At 69.2% G+C, this 23,096-nt stretch carries 19 protein-coding genes and 1 pseudogene; 8 read left to right on the forward strand and 12 right to left on the reverse strand.

Annotation, left to right across the window (positions count from 1 at the left end):
* Window position 1 precedes the first annotated feature (1 nt).
* The 3 genes from AC3WQA_RS16495 to AC3WQA_RS16505 are packed head-to-tail and all read right to left on the reverse strand — an operon-like array spanning window position 2 to window position 2,957.
* Window positions 2-1,204 (reverse strand): ABC transporter permease, encoded by a 1,203-nt coding sequence (locus AC3WQA_RS16495; protein ID WP_492676116.1) that lies wholly within the window; start codon window positions 1,202-1,204, stop codon window positions 2-4.
* Entirely contained in the window at window positions 1,201-2,352 is a 1,152-nt protein-coding gene (locus AC3WQA_RS16500) for an efflux RND transporter periplasmic adaptor subunit (protein ID WP_492676117.1), read from the reverse strand. The genes AC3WQA_RS16495 and AC3WQA_RS16500 overlap by 4 nt, the downstream gene beginning before the upstream one ends.
* On the reverse strand, window positions 2,349-2,957 hold the full coding sequence (locus AC3WQA_RS16505) for a TetR/AcrR family transcriptional regulator (RefSeq protein ID WP_492676118.1): 609 nt from the start codon (window positions 2,955-2,957) through the stop codon (window positions 2,349-2,351). Before AC3WQA_RS16505 ends, AC3WQA_RS16500 begins: the two co-directional genes overlap by 4 nt.
* A gap of 119 nt (window positions 2,958-3,076) precedes the next feature.
* Between AC3WQA_RS16505 and AC3WQA_RS16510 the strand changes: the two genes are divergently transcribed.
* Window positions 3,077-4,273 carry a serine hydrolase domain-containing protein gene (locus AC3WQA_RS16510; protein WP_492676119.1) on the forward strand — a complete coding sequence of 399 codons (1,197 nt, stop codon included), beginning with the start codon at window positions 3,077-3,079 and terminating at the stop codon, window positions 4,271-4,273.
* Between the two features lie 72 nt (window positions 4,274-4,345).
* Here the strand turns inward: AC3WQA_RS16510 and AC3WQA_RS16515 are convergent, their stop codons facing one another.
* From AC3WQA_RS16515 to AC3WQA_RS16525, 3 genes are all read right to left on the reverse strand, one after another.
* Window positions 4,346-6,118, reverse strand: coding sequence for an ABC transporter transmembrane domain-containing protein (locus tag AC3WQA_RS16515; protein ID WP_492676120.1), 1,773 nt, complete (start codon window positions 6,116-6,118; stop codon window positions 4,346-4,348).
* Between the two features lie 77 nt (window positions 6,119-6,195).
* A complete protein-coding gene (locus AC3WQA_RS16520; protein ID WP_492676121.1) occupies window positions 6,196-7,293 on the reverse strand; it encodes an acyltransferase family protein in 1,098 nt (365 codons plus the stop codon).
* Between the two features lie 145 nt (window positions 7,294-7,438).
* The gene (locus AC3WQA_RS16525) at window positions 7,439-8,035 is read right to left on the reverse strand and encodes an IMPACT family protein (RefSeq protein ID WP_492676122.1); all 597 of its coding nucleotides are present in this window, start codon (window positions 8,033-8,035) and stop codon (window positions 7,439-7,441) included.
* Between the two features lie 307 nt (window positions 8,036-8,342).
* Here AC3WQA_RS16525 and AC3WQA_RS16530 point away from each other — a divergent pair.
* A pseudogene (locus tag AC3WQA_RS16530) lies at window positions 8,343-8,814 on the forward strand (YehS family protein).
* A gap of 98 nt (window positions 8,815-8,912) precedes the next feature.
* Here AC3WQA_RS16530 and AC3WQA_RS16535 read toward each other — a convergent pair.
* Window positions 8,913-11,648, reverse strand: a complete 2,736-nt coding sequence (locus AC3WQA_RS16535; protein ID WP_492676123.1) for an Ig-like domain-containing protein — start codon at window positions 11,646-11,648, stop codon at window positions 8,913-8,915.
* Between the two features lie 200 nt (window positions 11,649-11,848).
* Between AC3WQA_RS16535 and AC3WQA_RS16540 the strand changes: the two genes are divergently transcribed.
* Complete coding sequence (locus tag AC3WQA_RS16540; RefSeq protein WP_492676124.1) at window positions 11,849-12,610, forward strand: YdcF family protein; 762 nt, start codon at window positions 11,849-11,851, stop codon at window positions 12,608-12,610.
* A gap of 70 nt (window positions 12,611-12,680) precedes the next feature.
* Here AC3WQA_RS16540 and AC3WQA_RS16545 read toward each other — a convergent pair whose 3' ends face one another.
* Window positions 12,681-14,111, reverse strand: a complete 1,431-nt coding sequence (locus tag AC3WQA_RS16545) for an aldehyde dehydrogenase family protein (protein ID WP_492676125.1) — start codon at window positions 14,109-14,111, stop codon at window positions 12,681-12,683.
* 135 nt (window positions 14,112-14,246) lie between these two features.
* Here AC3WQA_RS16545 and AC3WQA_RS16550 point away from each other — a divergent pair, with 135 nt between their 5' ends.
* Together AC3WQA_RS16550 and folC are read left to right on the forward strand one after the other, a co-directional pair.
* Window positions 14,247-14,792 carry a DUF2058 domain-containing protein gene (locus AC3WQA_RS16550; protein WP_492676126.1) on the forward strand — a complete coding sequence of 182 codons (546 nt, stop codon included), beginning with the start codon at window positions 14,247-14,249 and terminating at the stop codon, window positions 14,790-14,792.
* A 142-nt stretch (window positions 14,793-14,934) separates the two neighbouring features.
* Window positions 14,935-16,215 carry a bifunctional tetrahydrofolate synthase/dihydrofolate synthase gene (gene folC / locus AC3WQA_RS16555; RefSeq protein ID WP_492676127.1) on the forward strand — a complete coding sequence of 427 codons (1,281 nt, stop codon included), beginning with the start codon at window positions 14,935-14,937 and terminating at the stop codon, window positions 16,213-16,215.
* An 81-nt stretch (window positions 16,216-16,296) separates the two neighbouring features.
* Here the strand turns inward: folC and AC3WQA_RS16560 are convergent, their stop codons facing one another.
* Both AC3WQA_RS16560 and AC3WQA_RS16565 read right to left on the reverse strand, forming a co-directional pair.
* Window positions 16,297-17,463, reverse strand: coding sequence for a lipase family protein (locus tag AC3WQA_RS16560; protein ID WP_492676128.1), 1,167 nt, complete (start codon window positions 17,461-17,463; stop codon window positions 16,297-16,299).
* Between the two features lie 31 nt (window positions 17,464-17,494).
* Window positions 17,495-17,884, reverse strand: coding sequence for a DUF6795 domain-containing protein (locus tag AC3WQA_RS16565; protein ID WP_492676129.1), 390 nt, complete (start codon window positions 17,882-17,884; stop codon window positions 17,495-17,497).
* Window positions 17,885-18,126: 242 nt separating this feature from the next.
* On the opposite strand from AC3WQA_RS16565, the gene AC3WQA_RS16570 reads away from it, so the two are divergent.
* Window positions 18,127-19,452 carry an MFS transporter gene (locus AC3WQA_RS16570; protein ID WP_492676130.1) on the forward strand — a complete coding sequence of 442 codons (1,326 nt, stop codon included), beginning with the start codon at window positions 18,127-18,129 and terminating at the stop codon, window positions 19,450-19,452.
* Here AC3WQA_RS16570 and AC3WQA_RS16575 read toward each other — a convergent pair.
* Together AC3WQA_RS16575 and sbcB are read right to left on the reverse strand one after the other, a co-directional pair.
* The gene (locus AC3WQA_RS16575) at window positions 19,419-20,105 is read right to left on the reverse strand and encodes a DUF2461 domain-containing protein (protein ID WP_492676131.1); all 687 of its coding nucleotides are present in this window, start codon (window positions 20,103-20,105) and stop codon (window positions 19,419-19,421) included. The two genes, AC3WQA_RS16570 and AC3WQA_RS16575, sit on opposite strands and share 34 nt — an antisense overlap.
* Before the next feature lie 5 nt (window positions 20,106-20,110).
* On the reverse strand, window positions 20,111-21,550 hold the full coding sequence (gene sbcB / locus AC3WQA_RS16580) for an exodeoxyribonuclease I (protein ID WP_492676132.1): 1,440 nt from the start codon (window positions 21,548-21,550) through the stop codon (window positions 20,111-20,113).
* 53 nt (window positions 21,551-21,603) lie between these two features.
* Here sbcB and orn point away from each other — a divergent pair, with 53 nt between their 5' ends.
* A complete protein-coding gene (gene orn, locus AC3WQA_RS16585) occupies window positions 21,604-22,170 on the forward strand; it encodes an oligoribonuclease (protein WP_492676133.1) in 567 nt (188 codons plus the stop codon).
* Complete coding sequence (gene folP / locus AC3WQA_RS16590) at window positions 22,167-23,081, forward strand: dihydropteroate synthase (protein WP_492676134.1); 915 nt, start codon at window positions 22,167-22,169, stop codon at window positions 23,079-23,081. Before orn ends, folP begins: the two co-directional genes overlap by 4 nt.
* Window positions 23,082-23,096: the final 15 nt, after the last annotated feature.

Genomic DNA, 23,096 nt, shown 5'->3' on the forward strand with positions numbered 1-23,096 from the left:
GTCAGCCTCCAATGGCCACGGCCGGATCGACCTTGAGCGCCAGGCGGATGGCGACCACGCTGGCCAGCAGGCAGATCGCCAGCACGGCGGCGAAGCCAAGCAGCGCGTCGCCGGGCAGCAACAACACGTACTTGGGGAAATGCGGGGCGGCGAAGCTGGCGCTGACCCGGCCCACCATGAAACCGATCACGCCCAGCGCCAGCGCCTGCTGGAGGATCATGCCGGCGATGGTCGCGTTGCGTGCGCCGATCAGCTTGAGCACGGCGATTTCGCGGATCTTGTCCATGGTCAGGGTGTAGATGATGAAGGCGACGATGGCGGCGCTGACCACGGCCAGGATGACCAGGAACAGGCCGATCTGCTGCGCCGAGGTGCGGATCAGCTTGCCGACCAGGATGGCCTGCATCTGCGCGCGGTCGTACACGGTGTAGCGCTGCCAGCGGCTGATGGTGGTCGCCACCCGGCCGGGATCGACACCCGATTGCACCCGCACCAATACCGCGTTGACGGTGTGGCTGCTGGTCTGCATGGCGTCCACCGCCGCCAGCAGGCCGGGCTGGCCGGGCTGGTCGAACGCCGGGTTCGCGGCGCTGCGGCGGCGGTCGCGCCCGATGGCATCGTTGTCCTTGAGGAACTGCACTTGCTGCGCGTCCTTCAGCGGCACGAAGATCATCGGGTCGCCGTTGGACGACACCGCGCGGTGGGTGAGCCCGACCACGCTGTAGCGGTTGCGGCGCAGGGTGAGCGCATCGCCCAGACGAAAGCCGCTGGCCGCGTCGGCCACGGCTTCGTAATGGCCACGGGTGATCTGCCGGCCCGCCACCAGGTAGGGCGGCCAACCCGGCGTGCCGGGGTCGCCGGCCGCTACGCCCACCACCATCGCGCGCACCTCGTGACGCTCGCCGCGCACCTGCATGGTCTGGTAGGTGACGTTGGCGGCGGCCGCCACGCCGGGCACCGTGCGCACGCTGCGCCAAAGCTCATCCGGCACGCTGGAGGGTTCGGCATACGGTCCGAGCGTGTCGCGCTGCACCACCCACAGGTCGGCGCCGCTGTTGGCGATCAGCGCCTCGCCATCGGCCACCATGCCGCGATACACGCCGGCCATGGTCAGGGTCACGCCGATCAACAGGCCCAGCCCGATGCCGGTGAAGACAAATTTGCCCCACACATGCAGGATGTCGCGTCCGGCCAGGCTGATCATGGCGCGGCCTGCGTGAGTTCAGGCTGGACGCGTACGCGACGGTGCCTGCCCAGCGGCGCGGCGCTGTACACCACGATGTGCTGGCCGGCGGCAAGACCGCGCAGGATTTGCACCCGGCCATCCAGATCGCCGCGACCGGCCACCACCGGCACGAAGGCGAGCTCGCCGTGGCTGAGCGTCCATACGCCGTGCTGGCCATGCACCTCGCGCAGCGCGGCGTCTGGAATGGTCGGTGCGGCGGTCAGTGGCGGCAGTTGCACGCTGGCTTCGGCCAGTTCGCCCAGCGGCGGCAGCGGCGAGGGCGGGGCGTCGAACACGATGCGTGCGCGCAGCTCCTCGGTGACAGCATCGGCTTGCGGCTCCACCCGCAGCACGTGGCCGGGCAAGGTCTGCCCGGGGCGCGAACGCAGCGTGATGCGCACCGGCAGGCCGGCGGCAAGGCCGGCGGCGCTGCTCTGGTCGAAGCGGGCATCAATCCACAGGCTGTGGGGGTCGATCAGTTCCAGCGCGCGTTGGCCGGCGACCAGCGTGGTGCCGGGGTCGGCGTCGCGGACGGTGACCAGACCGTCGACGGGAGCGCGCAGCTGCAGTTGGTCGCGCTGCGCATGCAGGGCGTCGAGTTCGGCGCGTGCGTGCGCCACGCCACCATGCGCGGCAAGCAGCGCCGCCTCGGCCAGCGCCAGGTCGGTGTGCTTGGTCTGCGCCAGTTCCGCACTGACCACATGCACGTCGAGCAGCTTCTGGTAGCGCGCGGCCTGGCTTCTCGCCAGCGCTTGATTGGCCTGGGCCCGGCGCAGCTCGGCCGTGGCGCTGTCCAGCGCGGCCTGTTGCGCACGGGTGCGCGCCTGCAAGTCCACCGGGTCCATCGCGCCCAGCACCTGGCCGGCCGCGACGCGGTCGCCAACGTGCACGTCCAGCTGCAACAGGCGGCCTGGTGCGGTGGGGCCGATGCGGTAGCTGTAGCGTGCGGCGACCGTGCCCAGTCCGTACAACGTCGGCTGGATGCTTTGCGTGGTAACGGTGGCAATGGTCACCGGCACGGGCGCCAGCGGGCCCGTGCGCACGGCGACCCAGGCGAACAGCGCGAGCAGCACGCCGGCGGCGCCCAGCGGCGCCCATGCGCGACGCGGGAGAGTGGGTCGTTTCATGGCGCCCCCGTGATGCCGCGACGGTAGATGGCGAACACGCCCGGCGCGGCACGACGGATGCCGGCCACCTTGCCGGTCATCAGCGATTGCAGCACCAGCCCCTGCACGCTGCCGATGAACAGGCTGGCGGCGGCACTTTCGTCCAGTTCATCCGGCAACATGCCTTGTGCCTTGCCGGCGGCGAGCTGCCGGCGCACCAGTTGGCCATAGCGCAGGATCAGGCCTTGCACCATCTGCTTGGGCAGGGTGTCGCCCGGGCGCTGCAGCTCGCCCAGGATCATCCGTGGTACGCCGGGGTGGTCGCTGACAAAGCCGGTGTGCGCCACGAACATCGCCTCCAGCGCGGCCAGCGGGTCGGGCTTGCCCTTGGCGGCGCGTTCCATGCGTGCCAGGAGCCGGTCGGCCACCCAGCCCAGGGTGGCTTCGAGGATTGCGTCCTTGCTCGGAAAGTGGCGGAACAGCGCGCCCTGGGTCACGCCCATGCGCTGGGCGATGGCGGCGGTGGTGATGTCGCTGGGGTTCTGTTCGGCGGCCAGCGCGACCACGGTTTCCACCGTGACGTTGCGGCGTTCGTCGGCTGGCAGGTGGCGGGCAGGGTCGCGCATGGGAATGCCTAAAGATAGTAAGTATTTACTATCTTACGCCGGCCAGGCGGTGACGCAAGTGCCGGCCACGCCGGCGGCGCGGGGTAAAATGCCTTTTTCGTCCGCATGGGCCGTTACGCATGTCTACCGTCGTCTTGCGGATCTGGATCGGCTTGGGCTTGTGCCTTGGCGTGGCCTGGCCGGTGCTGGCCGCCGATGCGGGCAAACCCAGCATCGGCGCGCAGCGCGAGGGCGTGCTGTTCTGGCCGCAGGCCGAGCGCGATGCGCAGTTCCGGCGCATGTACCTGCACTTTCCCAGCGACCTGGCCGCGCATGGCGATCCGGTGCGCGCGCTGCCGGTGGGCGCGCCGCTCGCCATCGGTGGGCGCGATGGCGGGGCCTGGCTGGCCGGCTACATGGCAAAGAACCACGTGGCCGGGGTGATGGTGGTGCGCGCCGGTCGCGTGGTAGCCGAACGGTACGCGCTTGGCTTCAAGCCGGATGCGCGCTGGACGTCGTTCTCGGTGGCCAAGTCGGTGACCTCGGTGCTGCTGGGCGTGGCGCTGGCGCGCGGCGACATCCATGGCATGGACGACCGGCTCGTGCGCTACATCCCCGAGCTGCGCGGCAGCGCGTATGCCGACGTCACGGTGAAGGAGCTGCTGACGATGACCTCGGGCGTGCGCTGGAACGAGGATTACGACGATGCCGGATCCGACGTGGCGCGCATGTACCTGGGCCAGTGCCAGCGCGGCGAGGCGCACGTGCTCACGTATCTCAAGAATCTGCCGCGGCAGTGGCCGGCCGGTACCCACTGGAACTACAACACTGCCGAGATCGATCTCCTGGGCATCCTGGTGCAGCGGGCCACGCATCAGTCGCTGGCCGCCTACCTGTCGCGGACGATCTGGAAGCCGTATGGCATGGCCAGCGATGCCTACTGGATCAAGGACGAATGCGACGGCAGCGACACCGGCGGCAGCGGCCTCTCCGCCACGCTGGCCGACTACGCGCGCTTCGGCCAGTTCATGCTGGGTGGCGGCCGCCTCGGCGGCAGGCCGGTGATCGCCGAGGCGTGGCTGGCCGGCGCCACCCACGAACACGCCGCTGCCAACGCGCCGCCGCGCGGCTACGGCTATCTCTGGTGGACGGACACCGACGGCAGCTACGCCGCCATCGGCATCTTCGGGCAGATGGTGTACGTCGACCCCGCGCGCCAGTTGGTGATCGCGCAAGTGGCCTCATGGCCGGCGGCGACGTCGAAGGAGCTGGTGCAAGGGCGCCGCGCCTTCGTCAGTGCGATCAAGCAGGCGGTGGATGCGGCGGGCAAACCCTGAGCGTTGGTGAGTGTTTCAAACCCGAGGCCCGGCCATGGCGGACTGGGCGCGCGTCGGTCGCGTCGGCGGTCGCTACGCCACGAACTGCAGCCTTGCCAGCTCCGCGTACAGTCCGCCCTCGGCCAGCAGACTCTCGTGCGTGCCCTGCGCCACGATGCGGCCGCCGTCCATTACCACGATGCGGTCGGCGCGCTGCACGGTGGCGAGGCGGTGGGCGATCACCAGCGTGGTGCGGCCCTGTTCCAGTCGTGCCAGCGCCTGCTGGATCGCGGCCTCGGACTGCGCGTCCAGCGCCGAGGTGGCTTCGTCCAATAGCAGCAGCGGCGCGTCGCGCAGGATCGCGCGGGCGATCGCGATGCGCTGGCGCTGGCCGCCGGACAGGCGCACGCCGCGCTCGCCCAGTTCGGCGTTGTAGCCGCCATCCAGCGCGCTGATGAACTCGTGCGCCTCGGCGGCGCGGGCGGCCTCGCGCACCTCGTCGTCGCCGGCGTCCTGGCGGCCGAAGCGGATGTTGTCCGCCGCGCTGCCGGCGAAGATCACGGTTTCCTGCGGCACCAGCGCGATGCGCCCGCGCAGGTCATCCATCGCGGCCGCGCGCAGGTCGACGCCGTCGAGGGCGATATGGCCGGCCTGCGGATCGTAGAAGCGCAGCAACAGCGCGAACACGGTGCTCTTGCCGGCGCCGGAGGGGCCGACCAGCGCCACCGTCTCGCCGGGCCGCACGGTGAGGGTGAAGTCGTGCAGCGCCGGCGCGTCGGGGCGGGTGGGGTAGTGGAAGGTCACACCGTCGAAGCGCAGCTCGCCGCGCATCGGTTGCGGCAGCGCCTGTGGCTGCGGCGGGTCGACAATGTCGGCGCGCTCGCCCAGCAGTTCGCCGATGCGCTCCATCGCGCCGGCCGCGCGCAGCACGTCGCCCCACACCTCGGACAGGCCCGCCACCGAACCGGCGGCGAACACCGCGTACAGCACGAACTGGCCCAGCACGCCGGCGCCCAGCGTGCCGGCCAGCACCTGGCGCGCGCCGGCCCACAGCACCAGGGTGATCGCGCCAAACACCAGCACGATCACCGCCAGGGTCAGCAATGCGCGCATGCCGATGCGTCGGCGCGCGGTGGCCAGCGCGCGGGTGATCGCACCGCCGTAGCGGGTGCTCTCGATGTGCTCGCGCGCGTACGCCTTCACCGCAGTGGAGGCGTTGAGCGTCTCGTTGGCGATCGCGGCGGCGTCGGCAAGGCGGTCCTGGCTGGCCCGCGACAGCTTCTGCACGCGCCGGCCGAACACCAGGATCGGCAGCATCACCGCCGGGATCACCAGCGCGGTCAGCCCGGCCAGCGACGGCGCGGTCCACACCATCGCCACCGCCGCGCCGACCAGCATCACCGCGCTGCGCAGCGCCACCGACACGCCCGAGCCGATCAGCGCCTGCACCACCTCGGTGTCGGCGCTGAGGCGCGACAGCAGCTCACCCACGCGGCTCTTCTCGAAGAAGCCCACGTCGAGCCGGATCACGTGCGCATACAGCGTCTGCCGCAGCGAGGCCAGCGCGCGCTCGCCGAGCAGGGTGATGCAGAAATAGCGGGCGGCGGTGGCGAAGGCCAGCACCAGCGCCACGCCGAACAGGGCGGTGAAGGTCTGGTTGATCGCGGTATTGCTGGAGTGGCCGAAGCCCTGGTCGATGATGTGGCGGAACGCCAGTGGCAGCACCAGCGAAGCGCCGGAAGACAGGGCGAGGAAGGACAGCCAGCCGATCGCCAGCGCGCGATGCGGTTTCAGGAACGGCCACAGTTCGCGTAGTGCGCCGATGCGGCGTGGCGATCGGGCATCGGGTGTCTGGGGTGTGCTCATGGCGCTCGCCGCGGCGGAATCCCGAAACACATGGGGGCCGCCGCAGGCGATTCAATCGCGCGCCGCAGTGGCGCCGCTCAGGCGGGCGCGGCTTCCACCGCGGTGGCTCGATTGCGAGTTTTCCCGAGGCGCGTGCGCAGGCGCAGGAACGGCCGCTCCACGGCGTAGTGGAGCAGGGCGCCAGCGGCGAGGGCCGCCGCCGCGTACGCGGCGAAGGCGGCCCAGCCGTGGAGCTGTGGTCGCGTGGCCAACGCGGTGGCGACCGCGTGGAAGACCAGCTTGTGGCTGAGGTAGAGGCTGTACGAAATCGCGGCGATCCAGCCGACACCCGGCACGCGCCAGCGGCCAAGCCAGCCTCGCTGGCTTGTCGCGGCAGCGACCAGCAAGGCCAGGCCCAGCGCGAGCAGCGGGTAGCCGAACACGCTCGCCGTCAGCGTGAAGCGATGGCGGAACAGCACGATGACGGCGCCGGTCACCAGCAGCCCGAGCCAGGCGAGCGTACCGGCGCGTGCCTGCAGTGCCGCCCACCAGTCCTTGCGCCAGGCCTGGATCGCCGCCAGCGCCACGCCGGCGAGCAGGCCGTCCAGTCGCGTCCAGGTGGGGTAGTAGATGTTTTCGAGGTAATCCAGGCCGCGCAGCGAAGCCTGCGCGCGCAACAGCATGCCTGCCGCGACCACGGCGAGGCCGACGCCCACGCTGCGCCGCCACGATGGACGTCGCGCCAGCCACCACGCCAGCAGCGGAAACAGCAGGTAGAAATGCTCCTCCACGCACAGTGACCACGCATGCGAGAACGCCTGGTTGTGCCGGTAGTCGATCAGCAGGTTCATCGTGAACGTGAGGAACTGCCACAGGGGTTGCATGCCGGGTGCCTCGCGCCACGACGGACACAGCGCGTACACCGTCAGCACCACGAGGAAGGCGGGCAGGATGCGGAACGCGCGGCGCAGGTAGAACGCACCGAAGCGCAACGGTTCGCCGCGGCTCAGTGGTTCCAGCAGCTGGAAGCCGATCAGGTAGCCGCTGAGCACGAAGAACAGGTCCACGCCCATCCAGCCATAGTCGGCGATCGGCTGGTATGGCGCGCCGAGGCCGCCGATCATCCAGGAGTGGAACAGCATCACCCACACGATGGCGATGGCGCGCAGCAGGTCGAGACCGGGCAGGCGGTGCATGGCATCCCCTTGCGGGTGGCATGCTCCGCATCGGGCTCCATGCCCGATGCCGCCGCCTGCCCGATGAGCGGCGAGTATGGGCATTGAAGCTGTCTCGCCCGAGACCGGCTTCGGGCGATTTGATGGCAGCCGGGCGAACGCGGATTCAATCCAGCAGACGCGCCTCGTGGCGGCCACGGCTGAGGTCGCGCACGCGCGCCTGCGCGGCGGCCACGCGATCCAGCGGCAGCTGCAGTTGCAGCGCGACGCCATCGGCGTCGAACTGTTCCGACTCGATCACGGCGTGCAGGTCCTTCAGCCGTGCCTTGAACAGCGACAGCTCGGCGAAGTCGCAGCGCAGGCCCAGCCGCGCCATCGCCACGATAGTCACGCGCTCGGCGCGGCGCAGGCATTCCGCCGCGGTGCCGCCGTAGGCGCGGACCAGCCCGCCGGCGCCGAGCTTGGTGCCGCCGAACCAGCGCGTCACCAGCACCACGACGCGGTCCATGCCCTGACCCTCGATCGCCTGCAGGATCGGCCGGCCGGCGGTGCCGCCGGGTTCGCCGTCGTCGTTGAAGCGGTAGTCCTGGCCGATGCGGTACGCCCAGCAGTTGTGGGTGGCGGTGGGGTCGCTCACCTCGCGCAGGAAGGCCAGCGCCTGTGCGGAGGACTCGACCGGAGCGGCCAGCGCGAGGAAGCGGCTTTTCTTGATCTCTTCCTGGTGGCGGCAGGGTTGGGTCAGCGTCGACAGCGCTTCGCTCATGGCTCGCGCCGTTCCGAGTGAAGCCTCGGTGGCAGCTTCCGTTGCGGCTGCATCCGGTCAGCGGATTCGCCCTGTGGGAAGTGGCGTGGCGTGTCGTGGCGATGCGCATGCGGCGTCTCGACCGCGGCGAGCTGGTCGCACGCGCCGGCCGGCATCGGCATCGTATCGGGGGCGGCCGCGGCATCCATGGGTGGCGAGGTTAAGGCAAACCGCCGGGCATCGGTAGGCGCGGTGCGCCGACCGGCTTCATCGGGCACGAGGGGGCGTGCGGTAGCATGGCGCCCCCGGCAGAGACCGAATCCATAGCATGATCAACAACGACGTACTGCGCGCCATCCGCTACATGCTCGGCCTCAGCGACGGCAGGGTGGTGGAGATCATCCACCTCGCGGATGCGGCCTCTCCGATCGGCCAGGGCGACGTGCAGGCATTCCTGAAGAAGGACCGAGCCCGGTTGCGCGGATTGCAGCAACGAAGTGCTGGCGCTGTTCCTCGACGGCCTGGTGTTCCATCGTCGCGGCAAGGACGGGAACAAACCGCCGCGCCCGCCGGAGAAGCATGTCACCAACAACGTGGTGCTGAAAAAACTGCGGGTGGCGTTCGAGCTGAAGGACGTGGACATGCACCAGATCCTCGAAAGCGCCGGCTTCCCGGTGTCCAAGCTGGAACTCAACGCGCTGTTCCGCCAGCGCGACCACAAGAATTTCAAGCTGTGCGGCGATGCGCTGCTGCGCAACTTCCTGCAGGGGCTGACGATGCGGATGCGCGGCAACGCCTGAACGGTTTCGTGTGCGTTCGCCGTTGCCCCGCTGTGCCGATGCATGCGCGACCTGGGTGAAGAAGGCGGGAGTCCGGCGCCGGACTCCCGCCCTCCCGCTTACTGCACCATCACGTTGACGTCATCGATCACGAACGAGGTCTGGTTGGAGCTGTCTTCCACGCCGTAGAAGTTGATCTGGATGGTCTGGCCGATGTAGGGCGACAGATCCACGGCATGCTCGACGTAGCCGTTGGCTGCGTTGAGGTTCGACCAGGTGGCCAGCGTCACGTACTTGCCGGCGGAGGTGATCACCTGCGCGCTGAGCTTGTCGTAGGCCGTGCTGGTCGAGGTTTCGGCGGTGTCGATGTGCATGAAGAAATCCAGCGTGGCCTTGGTGGCCGTGGCCGGGATGGTGATGCTCTGGCGCACGTAGTCGGAGTGCGTGGTGCCATAGCCATCCAGCCAGGCCTTGAAGTTGCCGGTATGGGCCGGTTCGCTGGCAGTGCTGTCGATCACGCCGGAGGACTGCGCCCACGGCGTGGTGCCGTTCTCGAAGCTGCTGTTCTGCACCAGCTGCGTGCCTGTGCCGCCGGTGCTGTTGGACACCGAGAAGGCCACTGTGCTGCTGGCGCCCACGTTGCCAGCCGCGTCGTAGGCCTTCGCCACCAGGCTGTGGCTGCCATTGGCCAGCGTGGTGGAGTCGAGCGCCGCCTGGTACGGCGTGGCGGTATCGGTAGCCACCAGCGCGTTGTCGACGTAGAACTCCACCTTGGTCACGCCCACGTTGTCGGTGGCGCTGGCCGACAAGGTGATGGTGCCCGAGCTGCCGCTCTCGGACGCGTTCACCGTTGGCGGGGTGGTGTCGCCGCCGGTGCTGTTGGATACGCCGAAGCTCACCGTGCTGCTGGTGCCCACGTTGCCGGCTGCGTCATAGGCCTTCGCCACCAGGTTGTGGCTGCCGTTGGCCAGCGTGGTGGAATCGACGGTGGCCTGGTACGGCGTGGCCGTGTCAGTGGCCACCAGCGCGTTGTCGACGTAGAACGCCACCTTGGTCACGCCCACGTTGTCCGTGGCGCTGGCCGACAGGGTGATGGTGCCCGAGCTGCCGCTCTCGGATGCGCTCACCGTCGGCGGCGTGGTGTCGCCGCCGCCCGCGCCCTGGGTGACCCACACCGGCGCCGACCACAGCTGCTTGCCGTCTTCCTGGGTGATCTTGGCGTAGTAGAAGTGATCGCCATTGGTCGGGGTGATGGTGGTGGTCGCCGTGCTGGACGTATTGCCGATGGTGCCGTTGCTGCCCGGCACGCCTTCAAACACCTGCACGCGCTGCGCGGTGTGGCCGGCACTGCTGGCGTAGTTGACGGTCAACGTCAGCGGGCCGCTGTTGCTGAAGCGGTCGCCCATGATGTGGCCGTTCGCCGTCAGCACGATCTGGCCGGTCTTGTCCTCGGTGGCGAACACGTGGCGCGCACGCACCGCATCGAGGAAGGCGTTGAGGCTCAGCGCGGTGCCGTTGGGAATCAGTACACCGGTGCGGTTGGTGTAGCTGGCGCCCCAGTTGGCGCAGTGGTTGTCCTGGTCGGAGCTGGGGGCCACGTGGTAGCCGCGCTCGAGCAGGATGTTGTAGGCCGCCTCGTAGCTGGTGTGGCTGGTCTCGGTCTCGGTGGAGTTGCTGGAGAACGCCGAGCTGTTGAGCACCTCGGCCAGCGCCATCACGGCGTCGCCGTCGGCGGTATAGGCGAGATCCGTTCCGCCGATGTTGAACTGGCCAGTGCTGGCGGGGTGGTTGAACTGCCCCACCCAGCCGTTGGTGTTCATCAGTGTGTACAAGGAGCCGTAGTCGCTCTTGGCGGTGTACACGTCGCCGATCAGCTGGTTGGAGCTGTTGTGTTCCCACTCCAGCAAGCTGGGCGTGTTGAAGATGTTGAGGTGGCCGCCGTTGCTGATGACGCCCCATTCCAGGCCGTAGATCGCCAGGAAATTCGCATGCGCGGCGTTGAACGTGCTGGCCGCCTGCAGGCCCGACTGGTACAGGTTGTGCGCGGTGGTGGGATTGGCCGACGCGTTGGTGCCGGTCGAGCCGTCGTACATGTGGTTGTGCTCGGACGTCATCAGGATGTCCAGGCCTTCGTTCATGGCGTACTGGTAGGCATCCGACGGGCCGTACGCGCCGCTCTGCGGGCTCTGCGCGCCGACACAACTGGAGAGCACGCCGCCACCGTCACTGTGGTTGGTCTGGCTGTGCAGGTTGCCGAGGTAGATGGTGTACGGCAGGCCGCCGGTGGTGGCCACCGACATCGGCGACAACGCGGTGGTGGCACCGATGTGTCGGCGCAGGGCCTGGAAGTGCGGCATGGCAGGTGCGGCGACGGCACCCACCATCACATCGTAGCGTTGCTCCTCGATCAGCTCCGGTGCCCGCTGTTGCGCCAGCGTCAACGCCTGGCCGGGCAGGCCGCTGCCGATGCGCGCCACCGTGGTGCTATCCAGCGCCACGGCGCGCAGCCGTACCGTCACATAGCCGGTGGGCAGGGCGTGGCCCTGGCGATCCAGCCCGTCCCAGCGTACCTGGGCTTGCGTGCTGCCATTGCCGATCGTGCTGTGTCCCTGCCATGTACGCAGCTCGCCGCCGTTGTGGCCGAGCAGGGCGATCTCCCAGGCCACCTGGGTTCCCGGCGCCGCGCCGGGATAGGAGAAGTGCATCGTCACGGGACGCATCCCGGTGCTGCGGAACGGCACCTGCAGCGCGGCGTCGAACTCCTCGTGGTCGGGCAGGCTGCCGGCGAATGCCGAAACAGAAACAATTGAGCAAGCCAGCAGCAAGCCGCCAGCGATCCTGGTTTTCCAGTTCATTGATAGGTTCCCCGGTTGAGTGGGTCGAGCAGAGCCCCCCGGCTTCTTTCCCGACCCGCCATTTATCCCACAACAAGATGACAAAAGTAGGACTGGCGATGTGAACTTTTGACCGACTGCCCAAAATGGGTACGCCCCCGGTTCGCGCGGCGCATCGGCATAATGGCGCCCATGTCCCGCCCTCTTCGCCGCCCCCGCCCATGACCGTAACCGTGCTGCTGATCCTGCTCGTGCTTGCCGGCGTGCTGGCGCTGTCGGGATGGCGCCGCTGCAACCGCGCGCTGCTGGGCTTGGCGCTGGTCTTGTTGCTGGCGGTCGGTTGCGGGCCAGTGCCGCGCTGGCTGCTGGCGCGGCTGCAAGCGGGCCACGCGACGACCGCAGCGATCGACTGGGGCCAGCGCAACGCGATCGTGCTGCTGGGCGCCGGCACGGTGCGCGTGGCCGGCAGTGGCGAGGTCGAGCCCAGCCTGTTCGCCTACGGCCGCATCGGCAAGGCGGCGCAGCTGTACCGCGCATGCCGGCAGGCCGGGCGCGAGTGCAAGGTCGAGGTGAGCGGCGGCGATGCGCGCGGACTGGGTCGGTCGGAGGCAGCCGTCTACGCCGGCGAGCTGCAGCGGCTTGGCGTGGATACCGCCGACCTGCTGCTGGAATCGCGCAGCATGAACACCTGGCAGAACGCGCAGTTCAGCGGCCCGCTGCTGAAAGCCTACGGCGCCGACCGTGTGCTGCTGGTGTCGTCCGGCTTCCACCTGCGCCGCGCCATGCTGTACTTCACGCACTTCGGCATCCGTGCCGTGCCGGTGCCAGCCGACCACGTCGACGGCATGCTGTCCTGGCTGCCGCTGTCGTACAACTTCGCCATGGCCGACCTGGCCCTGCACGAGTACGCCGGCATCGTGCGCTACCACGTGTACAACGCGATGGGCTGGAACGTGCGGGCGACCCGACCCGGGTCGTTGTAGGAGCCCGCTGGCGGACGATGGCATTCCATCACGTTGCAAAAGACATTGCTCGCGAGCGAACTCCAGCAAATCACGACTCGCGCATCACCATTAGGCGGACTTCGCTCATGTCCTCGATCGCGTAGCGCACGCCCTCGCGGCCCAGACCGGACAGTTTCACGCCGCCGTACGGCATGTTGTCCACGCGGAAGCTGGGAATGTCGTTGACGATCACGCCGCCCTGTTCCAGCTCGTTCCACGCGCGCATGGCATGGTCGAGGCTGTCGGTGAAGATGCCGGCCTGCAGGCCGTAGTCGGAGTCGTTGACCAGCGCGATGGCGTCGTCGAACGTGTTGAACGGAGCGAGCAGGGCGAACGGGCCGAACGCCTCCATGCGGTTGGCCTTCGCGTCGGCCGGCACGTTTTCCATCAGGGTGGCGTCGAGCATGTTGCCGTTGCGTTTGCCGCCGCAGAGGATTTTTCCGCCGGCCTTCTTCGCCTCGAGGATCCAGCCGTGCAGGCGCTCGGCGGCGGCCTCGTCGATCATCGGGCCGAGGAACACGCTCTTGTCTTTCGGATCGCCGGCCTTCAGCTTCTTCGTGGCGGCAACCAGCTTGCGCTTCAGCGCGTCGTAGATGTCGGCATGGACGTAGATGCGCTGCACGCCGATGCAGCTCTGGCCGGACTGGTAGAACGCGCCGAAGATCAGCCGCGCGACCACCTTGTCCAGCTTCGGGCCCTGGTCGGCGTCGACGATGCACGCGGCGTTGCCGCCCAGTTCCAGCGTCACCTTCTTGTGCCCGGCGCGTGCCTTCAGGTCCCAGCCGATCTGGCCGCCGGTGAAGGAGAGCAGCTTGAAGCGGGGGTCCTCCACCAACGGCGCGGCGTGCGCTCCATCCAGCGGCAGGATGGAGAATGCGCCGCGCGGCAGGTCGGTTTCTGCCAGCACCTCGCCGATGATCAGCGCGCCGATCGGCGTCTTCTCCGATGGCTTCAGCACGAACGGACAGCCGGCGGCGATCGCCGGCGCCACCTTGTGCGCCACCAGGTTCAGCGGGAAGTTGAACGGCGTGATGAAGGACACGGGGCCGATCGGCACGCGCTTCGTGTAGCCGTGGTAGCCGTCCAGACGGCTGGCCAGTTCCAGGTTGAGCGTCTCGCCGTTGATGCGCACGGCCTCCTCGGCGGCGATGCGGAAGGTCTCGATCAGCCGCGTCACCTCGCCGGCGGCGTCCTTGATCGGCTTGCCCGCCTCGATGCACAGCGCCTCGGCCAGCTCGTCGCGGCGTTCGGCGAAGCGCGCCGCGCAATGCTGCAGCACCGCCTGCCGCGCCCACGGCTTGTACTCGCGCATCGGCCTGGCTGCCTTCACCGCGGCGGCGATCGCCTTCTCGGTGGCCTTCGCGTCCGGCATGGCGACGCGCGTGGCGAGCTTGCCGCTGTACTTGTCGCGCACGTCGAGCAGGTTCTTCGACGTCTGCGGGCGGTTGGCGAGGTAGTAGGGGTAGCTCTTGTTCAACATGACGTTGGCCTGCGGTGGCGACCCGGCAAGCATAGGACGATGCGGCGTCCATGGCTGGTCGCCGCGGCTTGCGCGCGAAGTGCGGCGGGCGGCACCGGCTACAATCACGGCATCATCCAGCGAGCTCCGTGCACCATGCGCAATCCCCTGCAGGAACAACTGCTCAAGGCCGGCCTGGTCAACAAGGCCAAGGCCGCGCAGGCCGTGCGCGAGCAGGCCGCGAAGCACAAGGGCAAGCAGCCGGCCGCGCCCAGCGCCGAACAGCGCGAGGTGGAACGCCTGCGGGCCGAGAAGGCCGAGCGCGATCGCGCGTTGGCCGCCGAGCGCAACGCCAAGCTGCGCGTCGACGAGGCGCGTGCGCAGGCGCGTCAGATCGTCGAGACGCACCGGCAGCAGCGCGAAGGCGAGATCGCCTACCGCTTCGTCGACGGCGGCGCGATCAGGAGCGTGCTGGTCAACGCCGCGCTGCGCGTGCAACTGGCCAGCGGCGCGCTGGTGATCGTGCGTCATGGCGAGGGCTACGAACTGCTGCCGCGCGCCGCTGCCGACAAGCTGCGCGAGCGCGATGCGGGCTTGATCGTGCTCGACCACGGCCAGCCAGCGGCAGCGGGCAGCAGCGGCGATGCAGCGGACGATGAGTACTACAAGCAGTTCGCGGTGCCGGACGACCTGATCTGGTGATGGCCAGCACGGCTTCGCGTGGTTTGCCCGCGCGCGCCGGACGCCGTGGCTACGGGGGAGGGGAACGGGGCCAGCCTGGCTCACCGGCTGCCCGTGTGCTGGCGTAAGCTTGCGCCCCCGCAATCGCAAGGCCGCAAGCCGCATGTCACGCACTCTCGCCGAATGGCTGGCGTACCAGGAGCAAGTCAACCCGCACAGCATCGAGCTGGGGCTGGAACGGGTGCGCCGCGTGTGGCGGCAGATGGGCGCGGCGGCGCCCGCGCGGCGGGTCGTCGCCGTGGGCGGCACCAATGGCAAGGGCTCCACCGTGGCCCTGCTGGAGGCGATGCTGCGGGGTGCCGGTTTGCGCGTGGGCGCGTACACCTCGCCGCACCTCCTGGCCTACAACGAGCGCATCCGCATCGATGGCGTGGAGGTGGACGATGCCTCGCTCATCGCCAGCTTCGAGCGCATCGAGGCGGCGCGCGGCGCCACGCTGCTCACCTATTTCGAGTTCGGCACGCTGGCCGCGCTGGATCTGTTTGCCCGCGCCGGTCTGGACGTGGCGGTGCTGGAAGTGGGGCTGGGCGGGCGGCTGGACGCGGTGAATATCGTCGACGCCGATGTCGCGGTGGTCACCACCGTCGACCTCGACCACATGGAATGGCTGGGGCCCGACCGCGACAGCATCGGCCGCGAGAAGGCGGGCATCGCCCGCGCGGGTCGGCCGGTGATCGTGGGCGAGGCGGCGCCGCCGCGTGGCTTGCTTGATGCCCTGGCCGGCATCGGCGCGCACATCGAGCGCGCCGGCGTGGATTTCGACGTGGAACGTCATGCCGATGGCTGGTGCTGGCGCCACCGCGACGGCACCGCGATGGCATTGCCCGCGCCGGCGCTGCCGGCACCGGTGCAATACGCCAACGCGGCGGCGGCGATCGCCGCCTGGCATGCCTTGTGGCCGGACACCGGCCCGCTGGCGCCGCGCGAAAACCATGCGGCCATCTGCCGTGGCTTGCGGCAGGTGCGCGTGGCGGCGCGCCTGCAGGCGCTGGGCGGCGACCCTGCCTTGTACGTGGACGTGGGCCACAACCCGCAGGCGGCGCGCGCGCTGGCCGCATGGCTGGACGCGCAGCCGGCCATGCCCACGCATGCGGTGTATGGCGCCCTGGGCGACAAGGACGTGGCAGGGGTGATCGCGGCGCTGGGGCCGCGCATCGAGTACTGGCACCTGGCCGGGCTGGATGGCGCCAGCACGCGTGGCATGAGCGTGACGGCGCTGGCGGGCGTACTGCGCGAGAGCTTGCCGCAGGCGAGGCACGCCGAGCACGCCGACGTCGCCACCGCGCTGGCGGCGGCCCGCGCGGCGGCGCAACCGGGCGAGCGCATTCTTGCTTTCGGTTCGTTCTTCGTGGCCGGTGCGGTGCTGGCCGGGTGCGCCGGCTGAGCCATGGGTCTGCAAACCGTCACGGCAGGCCGGTTCAAAACGGACGTTGCCTCGCCGGCTTGGTTTCTACCGCCCAAGCTCCTAACCCAGCAGGGCGAAGGCGCGTCTGGCGACGGCGGCGAGGGCGTCGAACAGCAGGCCAAGCACCCAGCGGATGAAGTCCAGCGTCAGCGCGACACCGCGCATCAGGCCACGGCCAAGAAAACGGAAGATGGCGCCGATCAGGTTGCCCACGTAGCTGGAAACCTCCAGCGACAGGGTGGCGCCCCGCGCCAGCATCCAGGCCAGGCGGTCGAGCACGGTCATGCCGGCGGTAAGCGCCAGTCCCAGCGTGCCCGCCGCCAGCTGGCCGACCTTGGCCAGCAGCCAGCCCAGCGCCTTGCCGATCATCTGCAGCGCCCAGGCGCTGCCGATCAGGATGCCGTTGCCGTTGGAGCCGATCTGCTCCAGCCAGGTGGCGGGGGCGACCTCGCCCGCGCCGACGCCGCCGGCCAGCGCGAGATCGGCCCAGCTGTGCGCGCCCATGCCGGGGATATAGGTCTTCTCCATCGAGTGGGCCGCCTTGCTGATTAGCCCGCCCGGCCCGCCGGCCACCCGGTAGCCCTCGTTCGCCCATGGCACGTGGAAAAACGGGAACAGCGGGATCTTGGGTACCGGGTCGGCGTGGTGGTGCACGCGGTAGATGTTTTCCGCGCCCACGCGTTGGCTCAGGCTGCGCGAGAAGAACAGGTCGCCGACGCGCGGCGAGCCGAAGGTGTACAGCTTCACCGCCGTGCCCAGGCTGGAAAAGTGATCGGCGTTCAGCGTGGCCAGCGCGCCGCCCAGACTGTGGCCCACGCAGTGCACGGTGGCGATGTTCTGGCCGCGGACAAAACTGGCGATCTCGGCGGCGAAGGACTTCCACACCTCGTGGAAACCCGCGTGCACCGGCGTGCCGCCCGGCCCCTTCTGCACGGCGACATTGAAGTTGCTGAGCCAGTCGTACATGGTGTCGGTGCCGCGCGTGGCGATCAGGATGTCGCCCGCGTAGGCGCCGGTGCCACGGGCGATATAACCGAAGCCACTCAGCTGCTTGACGGCGATGAGGCCACCGGAGCGGCCGGTCAGGCGGGAATCGGCGCCGGTCTGGAACATTCCATCACAACCCATCGTCTCGCCGCGTCGGGCAAGTTGCTCGATGCTGTACATGCGCAGGTTGTATACGCTTTTGGCGATCTGCGCGGCTTGGGCGGGTGTTAGTGTGCTCATGCGGATATCACTCGTCGGGTGGTGGTGCCGATCACTGCGCTTCGCAGATGCCGTAGAACTCGTCGTGGCGCGTCGGGGCAGCTTCGAGCCGGCATACCAAGGAGATCGGGCGGCCTTTCAACTCGCCGTTTTCGTCGTAGTTGTGCTTGAACATCATCCAGCCGTCGTACGTCTTGCCGGCATGGTGGATCAGGATGGTCTGCTCGACGACGGGCTCATGCGGCAGCAGCGAGCCAAAGAACGAGCTGCCCCAGATCGCCGGCAACGCAAAGGTGCCGGTGGCATCGGTGGTGGTCTGGTCGCCGCCGTTCTGGTTCTTCCAGGCCCAGTTGTAGCTGCGCTCGATGGTGGCGCCGGCGACCGGTTTGTCGTGGTCGAGCACCACGCCGTGCACGGCGGAAAACAGGCACATCTTTCCCATGGCATGAACCTCGCAGGCAGACAGCAGCAAAAGCGCACACAGCGCGGTGGCAAGGTGCCGCAGTCGGTGCACGGCAGGTGGTGCGGCGGGTCGCGGCATGCTGGCCTCCGGCGCCATGGCTGGCGGATATCGGTGGTGTTCCCCCCGCCGTTGTGTAGCAAAAGGACGGCGTGTGCACAAGCCATCAAGCCAACGTCGGGTTCGGGTTATCGTGGGCGCTTGCCGATGCCAGGGGACGCCGCATGCATGATGCTGACCAATTTGTTCTGTCCAGAAGCATGGGCCGCCATGACGCGCGCACCCTCGTGCTGGCGGCGCTGGGTGGCGCGCTGGAGTTCTACGACTTCGTGGTGTTCGTGTTCTTCGCGATCCCGCTGGGACAGCTGTTCTTTCCCCATGACACCGCGCCGTGGCTGGCCCAGCTGAAGGTCTACGGCATCTTCGCCGCGGGGTATCTGGCGCGGCCGCTGGGCGGCATCGTGATGGCGCATTTTGGCGACCTGTTGGGGCGCAAGCGCATGTTCACGCTCAGCGTGTTCCTGATGGCGCTGCCCACGCTGGGCATCGGCCTGCTGCCCACCCATGCGCAGATCGGCCTGCTGGCGCCCTTGCTGCTGTTGCTGCTGCGCATCGTGCAGGGCATCGCAGTGGGCGGCGAGGTGCCGGGCGCCTGGGTGTTCGTGGCCGAGCATGTGCCGGCGCGGCGCGTGGGCTTTGCCTGCGGCAGCCTGACCGCCGGGCTCACCGTGGGCATCCTGCTCGGCTCGCTGGTGGCGGCGGCGATCCACCGGCAGCTCGATGCGGCGCAGCTCCTGGCCTGGGGCTGGCGCCTGCCGTTCCTGCTCGGCGGCGTGTTCGGTTTCTGCGCGGTGTGGCTGCGCCGCTGGCTCAGCGAGACGCCGGTGTTCGAGGCCATGCGTTCGCGCCGCGAGCTGGCCAGCGGCTTGCCGCTGCGGCAGGTGTTCGCGCGGCATCGCGGCGGCATCGTGCAATCCATGCTGGCCACCTGGATGCTCACCGCGGCGGTGCTGGTGCTGATCCTGATGACGCCCAGCCTGGTGCAGGGGATGTTCCACATCGCGCCGGAGCGCGCCTTCCTCGGCAACAGCCTGGCGTCGCTGACGCTGGCGCTGGGTTGCCTGGGCTATGGCTGGCTGGCCGACCGCATCGGCGCGGCGCGTGCCTTGCTGCTCGGCGCCGTGCTGCTGGCGGTTTCCGGCTATGTGCTGTACCTGGATCTGCGCGCCGGGGCGGCGCATTTCCTGCTGCTCTACAGCCTCGCCGGCCTGGCCGTGGGCGTGGTGGGCGTGGTGCCCGCGCTGATGGTGGGCGTGTTTCCGCCGGCGGTGCGCTTCTCCGGACTATCGTTTTCCTACAACGTGGCCTATGCCGCGTTCGGCGGTCTCACGCCGCCCCTGATCGCTGCCCTGGTACGGCACCATGGCGCGCTGGCGCCGGCGCATTACGTGGCGCTGGCCGCGTTGGCGGGGGCGGCGGTGGCGCTGTGGCGGCTGGCGGCGGTCGCGCCGCCGGTTCAGAACTCCAGTTCCTGCGCGGCGCAGAGGTAGTCCACCAGCGGCGCCGCGCGTCGGAAGGTGTCCACCACGCGCGGCAGCAGTTCGGCGGAGCAGGCCAGGGCTTCGTCGAACGCGCTGCCGGCGACGAAGTCCTTGCGTTTCAGGTCCTCGATCAGCTCGTGGTTCGCGTCGTAGCCGCGCGGCGGGCGCTTGAGCGTTTCGCCGCGCAGTTCGAGGTGCTGGACGAAGGCCTTGCCGCGGGTGGCGCGTTTCCACGCCTCCGGGTTGTCGGCGAGGAAGTCGCGCAGGTGCCGCAGCACGTCTGGCTCGGGGTTCCACAGGCCGCCGCCGGCCCAGCAATGCCCGGGTTCGAGGTTGATGAAGAAGCCGGGGGCGACGATTTCGTGCCGGCGCTCGTGGTAGAAACGCGCGCCTTGCCAGGTCTTGTACGGCATCTTGTTGGCGCTGTAGCGCGTATCGCGGAAGTAGCGGTAGAGCGAACCGCCCTGCTTGCGCGGGTCGGCGCGAAAATGCGGGCTGATCGATGCCAGCGGCGCCTGCATGTCGGCGATGAAGGCGAGGTAGGGCTCGCGCACGTGGCGTTCGTAGTCGTCCTTGTGGGCGCTGAACCAGTCGCGGTTGTTGTGGCGGGCGAGGGCGTTCCAGAAGCGGAAGGCGGCGGGGGTGAAATAGGCTTTCGACATGGGTATCAGGGGGAAAGGTCGGCGGCGAGCTCGTCGCCCCAGGCCTGCAACTGGTCGAGCAGGGCGAGTTGGCTGGCGCGGGCCGGGTCGGCGCGCAGCGCGGCAAGGGTGGCGAAGTAATCGTCCAGGGTAAGCGTGGTCAGCGCCGTGACCTTGGTCAGACGGTCGCGGCGGAAGGCTTCCCAGCGCGCGCTTTCCGCGGCGTCTAGCGTCTCGGGCCAGTTGCGCGCGCGGTAGCGGAACAGGAGTTCGGCGTAGCGCGGGTCGCGGAAGGGGAAGCGGCGCGAGCCCAGCTCGGCGGGCGGCGTGGCGCGCACCTCGCGCAGCAGGCGCTTGTCGGCGTCGGGTAGGAAGCCGCTGTAGAGCGCCAGTTCCACGTCCTCCGGTGGCGGCAACTCGGCGGCGCTGGCGAAGACGCGCGCGACTTTCGCCGCCAACCCATCGGCGGCGGCGAGCATGTCGCGATGCGCGAGACAACGCCCGGGATCGAGCTGCAATCGCGCGAGGTCGACGCCCTTCAACGTGGAGAGCGGCGCCAGCGCCGGACTGCGGTTGGCGCGCACGGTGCGCAGCGGCACGCGCTCGACGCCCTCGGGCAGGTCGGCGCGCGCGGTGAAGATGCGGTCGGCGATCTCGTCCTCGTCCAGCTCCAGCCACGCGCGCGGGTCGTCGGCGAGGTCGCAGACGATGATCTCGCCGGGGCGCGCGGGATGCATCGCGATGGGGGCGATCAGCGCGAGGCAGTGCCGGCTGGCCGGGTAGCGCGAGGACACGTGCACCAGCGGCGTCATCGTCGCCACGTCGACGAGTTCGAGCACGCGCTGCTTGCGGCGCAGCTGGTAGAACCAGTCCCACAGCTTCGGCTGACGTGCGCGGATCAGCCGGGCCAGGCCGATCAGCGCGTACACGTCGGAGAGCGCATCGTGCGCACGCTCCTGCTGCAGATGGTTGGCCGTGGCCAGTTGCTCCAGCCTGAAGCTGGGTGAACCGTCCTCGCGGCTTGGCCACGCGATGCCCTCCGGGCGCAGCGCCTCGCACAGGCGCGCGAGGTCGATCAGATCCCAGCGCGAGTTGTTGTTCTCCCATTCGCGCGCATACGGGTCGTAGAAATTGCGGTAGAGCAGCTGCCGCGTCATCTCGTCGTCGAAGCGCAGCGAGTTGTAGCCCACGCCGCAGGTGCCCGGCGCGGCGAGCTGCTCGTGCACGCGGGCGGCGAATTCGGCCTCGATCACGCCATCGCGCGCGGCTTGTTGCGGCGTGATGCCGGTGATGAGGCAGGCCTCGGGGTGGGGTAGGGCGTCGCGTGCGGGCTGGCCGAAGAACATCACCGGCTCGCCCACGATCTCCAGCTCCGGCGTGGTGCGGATGCCGGCGAACTGCAGCGGGCGGTCGCGGCGGGTGTCGGCGCCGCTGGTTTCGTAGTCGTGCCAGAAGAAGGTCTGCATCCGCCGATGATCGCACGGACAGGCTGCTAAACTCGTGCCGAAAAGGAGACCCCATGAGCCAAGCGAACGAAGACAACCTTATCTGGATCGACCTGGAAATGACCGGCCTCGACACGGACCGCGATTCGGTTCTGGAGATCGCCACCATCGTCACCGACAAGGAGTTGAACGTGCTGGCCGAAGGGCCGGTGTTCGCGATTCGCCATGCGCTGGACCAGCTCGACGCCATGGATACCTGGAACCGCAACCAGCACGGCAAATCGGGCCTGTGGCAGCGCGTACTGGAATCCACCACCGATCACGCCGAGGCCGAGGCCGCCACGCTGGATTTCCTTCGGCAGTGGGTGGTCGCCGGCCGGTCGCCGATGTGCGGCAATTCCATCTGTCAGGATCGCCGTTTCCTGCATCGGCAGATGTCGCACCTGGAGCGTTTCTTCCACTACCGCAACCTCGACGTCTCCACGCTGAAGGAGCTGGTTCGCCGCTGGGCGCCGGGCATCGGCAAGGGCTTCGGCAAGGAGGCGGCGCACACCGCGCTGTCGGACATCCACGACTCCATCAACGAACTGCGTTACTACCGCCGTTTCATGGGCGAATTGAGCGGGCTGCCAACGGCATGAACGCACTCGACGCCCTGTTCGCGCCCGTGCTCGACTGTGCCGGCCGCAGGCTGGTGCTGGATCACCCGCGCGTGGTGGGCATCGTCAACGTCACCCCCGACTCCTTCTCCGACGGCGGCACGCACGCCACGACCGAAGCCGCCGTGGCGCATGGCCTGCAGCTGGCCGGGGAAGGCGCCGACATGCTGGACGTGGGCGGCGAGTCCACCCGTCCGGGCGCGGCCGAGGTGCCGCTGGAAGAGGAGTTGCGCCGGGTGATTCCGGTGCTCGAACAGCTCGCCGCGCGCACGGCCTTGCCGCTCTCCGTGGACACCTCCAAGCCCGAAGTGATGCGCGCCGCGGTGGCGGCCGGCGCCGGCATGGTCAACGACATCTATGCGCTGCGCCGTGAGGGCGCGCTGGATACCGTGGCGGCGCTCGGCGTGCCGCTGTGCCTGATGCACATGCAGGGCGAACCGCGCGGCATGCAGAACCAGCCGCATTACGACGACGTGGTGGGCGAGGTGCATCGCTTCCTCGCCGATCGCCTGTTCGCCTGCGAGCTGGCCGGCATCGATCGCCGCAAGGTGCTGGTCGATCCCGGCTTCGGCTTCGGCAAGGATCTCGAACACAACCTCGCCCTGCTGCGCGCGCTGGAACGCTTCGCCGATCTGGGCGGCGGCGTGTACGTGGGGCTGTCGCGCAAATCCATGATCGGCGCGCTCACCGGCCGCAAGACGCCGGCCGAACGCGTGGCGGGCTCCGTCGCCGCCGCCCTCATCGCCGCGCAGCGTGGCGCCCGCCTGGTGCGTGTGCACGACGTGGCCGCCACGGTGGATGCGCTCGCCGTGTGGCAGGGCGTGCATGCCGGTGATGTCGCGCCGCGTCGCGAGCCGGCACCCGCCGCGCCGCGCTGGCCTGACGACGATTGAACCGCGCGCCACCAC

The sequence above is a fragment of the Rhodanobacter sp. FW106-PBR-R2A-2-24 genome (assembly GCF_058789615.1).

Excerpts from the sequence above, each read along its gene's own strand:
- AC3WQA_RS16515 (WP_492676120.1), bottom strand. The coding sequence starts at position 6,118 with ATGAGCACACCCCAGACACCCGATGCCCGATCGCCACGCCGCATCGGC.
- AC3WQA_RS16545 (WP_492676125.1), bottom strand. The coding sequence starts at position 14,111 with ATGTTGAACAAGAGCTACCCCTACTACCTCGCCAACCGCCCGCAGACG.
- AC3WQA_RS16505 (WP_492676118.1), bottom strand. The coding sequence starts at position 2,957 with ATGCGCGACCCTGCCCGCCACCTGCCAGCCGACGAACGCCGCAACGTC.
- AC3WQA_RS16520 (WP_492676121.1), bottom strand. The coding sequence starts at position 7,293 with ATGCACCGCCTGCCCGGTCTCGACCTGCTGCGCGCCATCGCCATCGTG.
- AC3WQA_RS16510 (WP_492676119.1), top strand. The coding sequence starts at position 3,077 with ATGTCTACCGTCGTCTTGCGGATCTGGATCGGCTTGGGCTTGTGCCTT.
- folP (WP_492676134.1), top strand. The coding sequence starts at position 22,167 with ATGAACGCACTCGACGCCCTGTTCGCGCCCGTGCTCGACTGTGCCGGC.
- AC3WQA_RS16540 (WP_492676124.1), top strand. The coding sequence starts at position 11,849 with ATGACCGTAACCGTGCTGCTGATCCTGCTCGTGCTTGCCGGCGTGCTG.
- AC3WQA_RS16500 (WP_492676117.1), bottom strand. The coding sequence starts at position 2,352 with ATGAAACGACCCACTCTCCCGCGTCGCGCATGGGCGCCGCTGGGCGCC.
- AC3WQA_RS16550 (WP_492676126.1), top strand. The coding sequence starts at position 14,247 with ATGCGCAATCCCCTGCAGGAACAACTGCTCAAGGCCGGCCTGGTCAAC.
- AC3WQA_RS16565 (WP_492676129.1), bottom strand. The coding sequence starts at position 17,884 with ATGGGAAAGATGTGCCTGTTTTCCGCCGTGCACGGCGTGGTGCTCGAC.
- AC3WQA_RS16495 (WP_492676116.1), bottom strand. The coding sequence starts at position 1,204 with ATGATCAGCCTGGCCGGACGCGACATCCTGCATGTGTGGGGCAAATTT.
- orn (WP_492676133.1), top strand. The coding sequence starts at position 21,604 with ATGAGCCAAGCGAACGAAGACAACCTTATCTGGATCGACCTGGAAATG.
- folC (WP_492676127.1), top strand. The coding sequence starts at position 14,935 with ATGTCACGCACTCTCGCCGAATGGCTGGCGTACCAGGAGCAAGTCAAC.
- AC3WQA_RS16575 (WP_492676131.1), bottom strand. The coding sequence starts at position 20,105 with ATGTCGAAAGCCTATTTCACCCCCGCCGCCTTCCGCTTCTGGAACGCC.
- AC3WQA_RS16535 (WP_492676123.1), bottom strand. The coding sequence starts at position 11,648 with ATGAACTGGAAAACCAGGATCGCTGGCGGCTTGCTGCTGGCTTGCTCA.
- AC3WQA_RS16525 (WP_492676122.1), bottom strand. The coding sequence starts at position 8,035 with ATGAGCGAAGCGCTGTCGACGCTGACCCAACCCTGCCGCCACCAGGAA.
- AC3WQA_RS16560 (WP_492676128.1), bottom strand. The coding sequence starts at position 17,463 with ATGAGCACACTAACACCCGCCCAAGCCGCGCAGATCGCCAAAAGCGTA.
- sbcB (WP_492676132.1), bottom strand. The coding sequence starts at position 21,550 with ATGCAGACCTTCTTCTGGCACGACTACGAAACCAGCGGCGCCGACACC.
- AC3WQA_RS16570 (WP_492676130.1), top strand. The coding sequence starts at position 18,127 with ATGCATGATGCTGACCAATTTGTTCTGTCCAGAAGCATGGGCCGCCAT.